Here is a 7,066-nt window from a genome sequence, read left to right as displayed (position 1 = left end):
TCCTCGCCCATGGCGTGGCCGCCGTATTTGATGACCACGGTCTCGCGGTCGTAGATCTGGATGTAGGGCAGCGCCTCGGCCAGCGTCTTCGCCGTCGCCCAGCCCTGCTCTTCCGTCGTCTCGCTCAATGAACCGCCCTCGAACCTGCGGCGTCCCGATAGCGGACGGGGGCGGCCCTGTCACCCGCGCCGCGGCGTGCTAAGCCACGCGCCTCACCTTGGGAGAGAGGGGTTCCATGCGGACGTGGGTTCTGGCGGCCGTGGCCGCCGTGGCGATGGCGGCCGGCGCGGCCGAGGCGAAGACGGTGGCGGTCACCGCCGACCGCCTGCTCGACGTGGCCTCGGGCAAGTACGTCGACAAGCCGCTGATCGTGATCGAGGACGGCCGCATCGCCGCGGTGGGCAAGGCCGGCGACGCGATCCCCGCCGGCGCCGAGCGCGTGGACCTGCCGGGGGTCACCCTGCTGCCGGGCCTGATCGACATGCACGTCCACCTGACCAGCGCCGCCGAGATCGGCGGCTACAACTACTACCAGTACACCGACAGCTTCTGGATGGCCGTGGGCGTGGCCAACGCGAAGAAGACGCTGGAGGCCGGCTTCACCACCGTGCGCAACGTGGGCTCGGGCTTCTACGACGACGTGGGCCTGCGCGAGGCGGTCGACGAAGGGGTCATCGAGGGCCCGCGGATCATGGCGGCGGCCTACGCCATCGGCGCCACCGGCGGCCACTGCGACGAGACCTTCTTCCCGCCCTCGATGAACCAGGCCGAGCCGTCGGTGATCGACAGCCCCGACGAGGGCCGCCACATGGTGCGGCTGATGCGCAAGTACGGCGCCCGGGTCATCAAGATCTGCGCGACCGGCGGCGTCTTCTCGCGCGGCGACGAGCCCGGCGCCCAGCAGCTCACCTTCGACGAGATCAAGGCCATCGTCGACGAGGCGCACATGGCCGGCATGAAGGTGGCCGCCCACGCCCACGGCGCGGCCGGCATCAAGGCCTCGATCCTGGCCGGCGTCGACACCATCGAGCACGCCAGCCTGGTGGACGACGAGGGCATCAAGCTGGCGGTCCAGAAGGGCGCCTACTTCGGGATGGACATCTACAACACCGACTACACCCAGGCCGAGGGCGCCAAGAACGGGGTGCTGGAGGAGAACCTGAAGAAGGACCGCGACATCGGCGAGATCCAGCGGGAGAACTTCCGCAAGGCGCTGAAGGCCGGGGTGAAGATGATCTTCTCCACCGACGCGGGCGTCTATCCGCACGGCGACAACGCGAAGCAGTTCGCGGTGATGGTGCGCTATGGCGCCACGCCCCTGCAGGCGATCCAGTCGGCGACCGTGACGGCCGCCGCGGCGCTGGGCGAACCCGCCGACGTGGGCCAGGCGGCCAAGGGCTTCTACGGCGACCTCGTCGGCGTGAGCGGCGACCCGCTGTCGGACGTCACCGTGCTGGAGCATCCGGTCTTCGTCATGAAGGGTGGAGAGGTGGTGAGGCGGTAGCCGCCGCGCTCAATTCGAGAGCGGCAAATCTGACAACCTCCGCTCATCCCGGCGAAGGCCGGGATCCAGATCTCGAAGCGCGGGCGCGGAGTGGATGACCACAGAGCCTCCAGAGCCCTCCTCAAGGGCCTGCCATCTGGGTCCCGGCCTTCGCCGGGACGAGCGGCATCGGATACAAGCGGTAGCCGCCGCAATTCATCGCCTGACGATGTTCGATACCCCCAAACCGGGGATGCGGCGGTGTCCACCCTGACGCTGAATGACCCCAACGCTCGCGGCGCCGGCCGCGGTTTATCTTGGGGGTGAGTGATGCGTTTGTCAGGTCTTGTGGCGGCCGCCGCGCTTTCGTTCGCGGCGACCCAGGCGTCCGCCGCCGTGATGGTGGCCCACTTCGAGGGCACGATCGGCGGCATCGGCGGCAACGGCAACTTCAGCGACCGGTTCGGCTTCCCGATCCTGCACGTCTTCACCGGGCCGTTCGTGGCGGAGTTCGTCTACGACACCGCGACGGGCAGCAACTACAACGTCGGCCCTGGCGGCGAAGGCCTGAACGGCGCCGTCCAGGCGGCCTGGATCGAGTTCGAAGGCGTCCACATCGACCTGGGAGGCATCGAGTACAGCCAGGTGGCCGCCACCTCGACCGGCTTCTCGGTGCACGCCCAGCACTACATTCCGAACGAGGTGAACGACACGCTCTCGTTCATCGCCACCTTCGCCGGCGCCACGGGCGACCTCGACGCGCCGCTTCCCAGCATCGATCCCACCAACGCCACCGGCGAAGGCCACTTCCAGGCGGTCAGCAACTATTCCAGCCGGGGCTGGGGCGTCGACATCGACGGCGGCTGCACCGCCTACTACTGCGCCGGGATGCCGCTGCAGCTGCAGAGCTTCCGGATCGCCGAGTACACGCCGGACGCGGGCGCGGGCGGCGTGCCCGAGCCGGCCACCTGGGCGCTGATGATCCTGGGCTTCGGCGGGGCCGGCGGCATGCTGCGGCGGCGGCGCACCGCCCTCGCCTGACGAGCTCTAGATCGTGCGCGCGACGACCTCCTTCATGATCTCCGACGTGCCGCCGTAGATCCGCTGGACGCGGGCGTCGCGCCACAGCCGCGCGATCGGATACTCGTTCATGTAGCCGGCGCCGCCGTGGAGCTGGAGGGCGGCGTCGCACACCTCCCACTGCAGCTCGGTGTGGAACAGCTTGGCGGCCGAGGCCTCGGCCGCCGTCAGCTTGCCCTCCAGGTGGCGCGCGATGGCCCAGTCCAGGTGCGCCCAGCCGGCCTGCATCTTGGCCTTCAGGCCCGCCAGGGTGAAGCGGGTGTTCTGGAAGTCGAAGACGGTCTGGCCGAACGCCTTGCGCTCCTTGGTGAACTTCACGCCCTCGTCGAAGGCCCGCTGCGCGGCGGCCTGCGCCTGCACGGCGATGCCCAGGCGTTCCTGCGGCAGCTGGTTCATCAGCTGGGCGAAGCCCTTGCCCTCTTCGCCCAGGCAGTTGGTCACCGGCACGCGCACGTCCTCGAAGAACAGCTCCGAGGTGTCGGCCGAATGCTGGCCGATCTTGTCGAGGTTGCGCCCGCGCTTGAACCCCTCGCGGTCGGCCTCCACCAGCACCAGCGACACGCCCTTGGCGCCCTGGGTCGGGTCGGTCTTGGCCACCACGATGATCAGGTCGGCGTTCTGGCCGTTGGTGATGTAGATCTTGGAGCCATTGACCACATAGTGCTCGCCGTCGCGGATCGCGGTGGTGCGCACGGCCTGCAGGTCGGAGCCCGTGCCCGGCTCGGTCATGGCGATGGCGGTGACGGCCTCGCCCGAGACCATCTTCGGCAGCCACTTCTGCTTCTGCTCTTCCGAGCCGTAGTTGACGATGTAGTCGGCCACGATGTCGGACTGCAGCGTGATGCCGGCCGAACTGCCCGCGTAGAACAGCTCCTCCGAGATCACGGCGTTGTAGCGGAAGTCGAGGCCCAGGCCACCGTACTCGGCCGGAACGCCCGGGCAGAGGATCCCCGCCTCGCCGCACGCCAGCCAGAAGTCGCGGTCGATGATGCCGTCGCGTTCCCAGCGGTCGAGATGGGGCCACAGCGCCTTGTCGTAGAACTTGCGCACCTGGTCGCGGAAGAGGTTCAGCTCCTCGTCGAAGACGGGGCGGGCGGCGGTGTCGATCATGGGCGTTCCCTGAGGCTTGTCGGGCGTGTTAGCCGGGTGACGTTGCGGAGCGCCAGCCACCGATGTCATCCCGGACGAAAGGCGCAAGGCGCCTGAAGATCCGGGACCCAGCATCTCCGAACTCGACGCTCGCGCCGGCAGTTTCGCAGTCTGAGCGGCTGGATCCCGGCTCGGCGGCCTTCGGCCTTGGCCGGGATGACATTACGCGGGCCGCCGCGCCCGCATGGCCTGGGCGATGGTGCCGTCGTCCAGCCAGTCGAGTTCGCCGCCCACGGGCACGCCACGGGCCAGCATGGTCACCGAGACGTCGGCGCCGGCCAGCCGGTCGGCGAGGTAGTGGGCGGTGGTCTGGCCGTCGACGGTGGCCGGCAGGGCCAGGATCACCTCGCGCACGGCGGGGTCGCTGGCCCGGGCCGTCAGCGGCCCGATCCGGAGCGCGTCGGGGCCCACGCCGTCCAGGGCCGAGAGCAGCCCGCCCAGCACGTGGTAGCGCCCGCGGAAGGCGCTGGCCCGCTCCATGGCCCAGAGCGCCCCCACCTCCTCGACCACGCAGATCAGGCCGGCGTCGCGGCCCACATCGGCGCAGATGGCGCAGGGGTCCTGGGTGTCGAGGCTGCCGCAGACCGAGCAGGTCTTCACGCGCGCGGCGGCTTCCGAGAGCGCGTCGGACAGGGGCAGCAGGAGTTGCTCGCGCCGTTTCAGCAGCGCCAGCGCCGCGCGCCGGGCCGAGCGCGGCCCCAGCCCCGGCAGTTTGCTGAGCAGACCGATCAGCCGCTCGATCTCGGGTCCGGCGGATTGGGCCACTATCCCACCCCCGTCATGGCCCGGCTCGTCCGGGCGAACCATGAACACAGGCCTCGCCGCGCGACGCGCCGCCGCCGAGCCGCGACGGCGCCTTCACGCGCCGTGTTCATGGATGGCCCGGACGAGCCGGGCCATGACGATGGGAAGGCGGATTGGGCCAAGTCAGTCGGCTTCCTTCAATGCGGCTTCGATCGCCTCGTGGAAGGCTTCATCGCGCTCACGAACGTCGTCCCATGTCGGGCTGAGATGAACGAGGTTCTTTGCCTCTGCCAGTCCGACGCCAAAGCGCATCGCAATGGCCCCAATGGACTCGACTTTCGAAAGCCCGGACGATCTGAAGTAAGCGACCGCAGCATCCTTATTGTCAGGGCAGCCCGCCAAGATTTCCTCGGGAAGCTTCACGGCGCCCGTCAGAACTTCGGCATGCCGGGGATGTTGAGCCCGGCCAGCGGGCCGGCGGCCTCGCGCATCAGTTCGCCCTGCTTCTCGTCCAGCTTGCGCTTGGCGTCGGCGTGGGCGGCCACCACGAGGTCGGCGACCACCTCCTCCTCGCCCGGCGCCATCAGGCTGGGGTCGAGCACGACGCGCCGGAGCTCGCCCGTGCCGGCCAGGGTCAGCTTCACCATCCCGCCGCCCGAGGTGCCTTCCACCTCCAGCGCCTGGATCTTCTCCTGCGCCTCGGCCATGCGCTGCTGCATGACCTGGGCCTGCTTCATCAGGGAATTGAGGTCTTTCATCTCGTCTCACTCACGCGCGCCGTCGGGCGCTCTCTAGTCGTCGTCGCCATCCTCTTCCGCGGGCGGTTCGGCTTCGGCCGGTTGCTCGGGCTGGGCCAGGCTGCGGACGCCCACGATCTCGGCGCCGGGGAAGGCGGCCATCACCTGCTGGACGAAGGGGTGGCGCTCGACCTCCTCGCGGGTCTCGCGCGCCTCGCGCTTCTGCTTCTCCCACAGGCTCTCGGCGCCGCCGCCGCCCTGGGTGGAGAGCAGCCAGCGCTCGCCGGTCCAGTCCTTCAGCCGCCCCACCAGCCGCTGGGCCAGGTCGGCCGGCGCGCCGGGGGCGGGCTCGTACTCGATGGCCCCGGGCCGGAAGCTGATCGGGCGGATGAAGCGCTCCACGTCCAGCTTCAGGCGGATGTCGCGCTTCTCGTCGATCAGGGCCAGCAGGTCCTCGAAGCTCTGCAGCTTGGGCGCCGCCTCGGCCGGCCTGGCCGCCGGAACCGCCTGGCGGGCCACGGCCGAGACGCCGCCGCCGGTCCGCGCGCCGCCGCCCGGTCCCGAGGGCGCGGGGCCGCCGCCCGGCGGCTCGCCGGCCTGCAGCCGCTTCAGGGCCTCCTCCGGCCCCGGCAGGTCGGCGGCGTAGGCCAGGCGGATCAGGGCCATGTCGACGGCCGCCGCCGCGTCGGGCGCGCGGCGCACCTCGTCGTAGGCCTTGAGCGTCATCTGCCAGACGCGTGAGAGCACGCCGGCCGAGACCGCCGCGCCCACCGCCGCCAGCCGCTGGGCCTGTTCCTTGGGCATCACCAGCGCCTGCGGCCCGACCGTCTTGGCCACCGAGGCGCCGTGGGCGTGGTCCAGCAGGTCCAGCATCACCTGGTCGGGGCTGGCGCCGTAGCCGTAGAGCGTGCGGAAGGTCTCGATGGCCGGCCCCGCCTGGCCCTTCATCAGCAGCTCGAACAGCTCGATGGTCTGGGCCCGGTCGGCCAGGCCCAGCATGTCGCGGACCTCGGCGGCGGTGACCGTCTGCCCCGGGTCGGCCTGGACGATGGCCTGGTCCAGCATCGACTGGCCGTCGCGCACGCTGCCCTCGGCGGCGCGGGCGATCAGCATCAGGCCCTCGGCCTCGACGCGGGCGCCCTCGTTCTCGCAGATCATCTCCAGGTTCTTGACCAGCACCTCGGGCTCCACCCGGCGCAGGTCGAACCGCTGGGTGCGCGAGAGGATCGTCACCGGCACCTTGCGGATCTCGGTGGTGGCGAAGATGAATTTGGCGTGGGGCGGCGGCTCCTCCAGCGTCTTCAGGAGCGCGTTGAACGCCCCCGTCGACAGCATGTGGACCTCGTCGATGATGTAGACCTTGTAGCGGGCCTCGACCGGGGCGTAGCGCACGCCCTCCAGCAGTTCGCGGATGTCGTTGACGCCGGTGCGGCTGGCGGCGTCCAGCTCCAGCACGTCCATGTGCCGGCCCTCGATGATGGCGCGGCAGTGACGGCCCTCTTCCTTGAAGTCGAGGGTGGGGGCATCGATCGTGTCGGTCCGGTAGTTCAGCGCCCGGGCCAGCAGGCGCGCCGTGGTGGTCTTGCCGACCCCGCGCACGCCGGTGAGCATGAAGGCATGGGCGATGCGGCCGGTGGCGAAGGCGTTGCGCAGCGTGCGCACCATCGCTTCCTGGCCGTAGAGGTCGTCGAAGGTCTTGGGCCGGTACTTGCGCGCGATGACCGTGTAGGCCGCGCTTTCCCCGTCCGGCGCCGGGGCGGGCGCAGGCGGCGCGCCGAACATGTCGCCCGTATTGGGGTCACGCTCGGGCGGGTCGTCGTCGCGTGGGAAATCCTCGTCCGCCATCGGGGCATCTAACGGGAGCCGGGCGCCC

7 protein-coding genes and 1 pseudogene are annotated in these 7,066 nt (G+C 70.3%); 2 read left to right on the top strand and 6 right to left on the bottom strand.

Annotation, left to right across the window (positions count from 1 at the left end):
- Positions 1-128, bottom strand: a pseudogene (locus tag GC203_RS19235) (acetylglutamate kinase); the annotation flags it as partial.
- Between the two features lie 107 nt (positions 129-235).
- Here GC203_RS19235 and GC203_RS19230 point away from each other — a divergent pair.
- Complete coding sequence (locus GC203_RS19230) at positions 236-1,504, top strand: amidohydrolase family protein (RefSeq protein ID WP_293458019.1); 1,269 nt, start codon at positions 236-238, stop codon at positions 1,502-1,504.
- A gap of 309 nt (positions 1,505-1,813) precedes the next feature.
- Positions 1,814-2,524 (top strand): PEPxxWA-CTERM sorting domain-containing protein, encoded by a 711-nt coding sequence (locus tag GC203_RS19225; protein WP_293458018.1) that lies wholly within the window; start codon positions 1,814-1,816, stop codon positions 2,522-2,524.
- A 6-nt stretch (positions 2,525-2,530) separates the two neighbouring features.
- On the opposite strand, the gene GC203_RS19220 is transcribed toward GC203_RS19225, so the two are convergent.
- The 5 genes from GC203_RS19220 to GC203_RS19200 all read right to left on the bottom strand — a co-directional run bounded on the left by GC203_RS19220 (position 2,531) and on the right by GC203_RS19200 (position 7,038).
- Positions 2,531-3,673, bottom strand: coding sequence for an acyl-CoA dehydrogenase family protein (locus tag GC203_RS19220; protein ID WP_293458016.1), 1,143 nt, complete (start codon positions 3,671-3,673; stop codon positions 2,531-2,533).
- Positions 3,674-3,874: 201 nt separating this feature from the next.
- Complete coding sequence (recR, locus tag GC203_RS19215; RefSeq protein WP_293458015.1) at positions 3,875-4,477, bottom strand: recombination mediator RecR; 603 nt, start codon at positions 4,475-4,477, stop codon at positions 3,875-3,877.
- Positions 4,478-4,639: 162 nt separating this feature from the next.
- Positions 4,640-4,879: a hypothetical protein gene (locus tag GC203_RS19210; RefSeq protein ID WP_293458013.1), complete on the bottom strand. Its 240-nt coding sequence runs from the start codon at positions 4,877-4,879 to the stop codon at positions 4,640-4,642.
- Between the two features lie 8 nt (positions 4,880-4,887).
- Complete coding sequence (locus tag GC203_RS19205) at positions 4,888-5,214, bottom strand: YbaB/EbfC family nucleoid-associated protein (RefSeq protein WP_293458011.1); 327 nt, start codon at positions 5,212-5,214, stop codon at positions 4,888-4,890.
- Between the two features lie 33 nt (positions 5,215-5,247).
- A complete protein-coding gene (locus GC203_RS19200) occupies positions 5,248-7,038 on the bottom strand; it encodes a DNA polymerase III subunit gamma/tau (protein ID WP_293458009.1) in 1,791 nt (596 codons plus the stop codon).
- Positions 7,039-7,066 lie beyond the last annotated feature (28 nt).

It is taken from the genome of Phenylobacterium sp., assembly GCF_016124325.1.
GTDB lineage: Bacteria > Pseudomonadota > Alphaproteobacteria > Caulobacterales > Caulobacteraceae > Phenylobacterium.
Note: the sequence above shows the minus strand (reverse complement) of the source record. Positions and strands in the feature narration are given on the sequence as shown.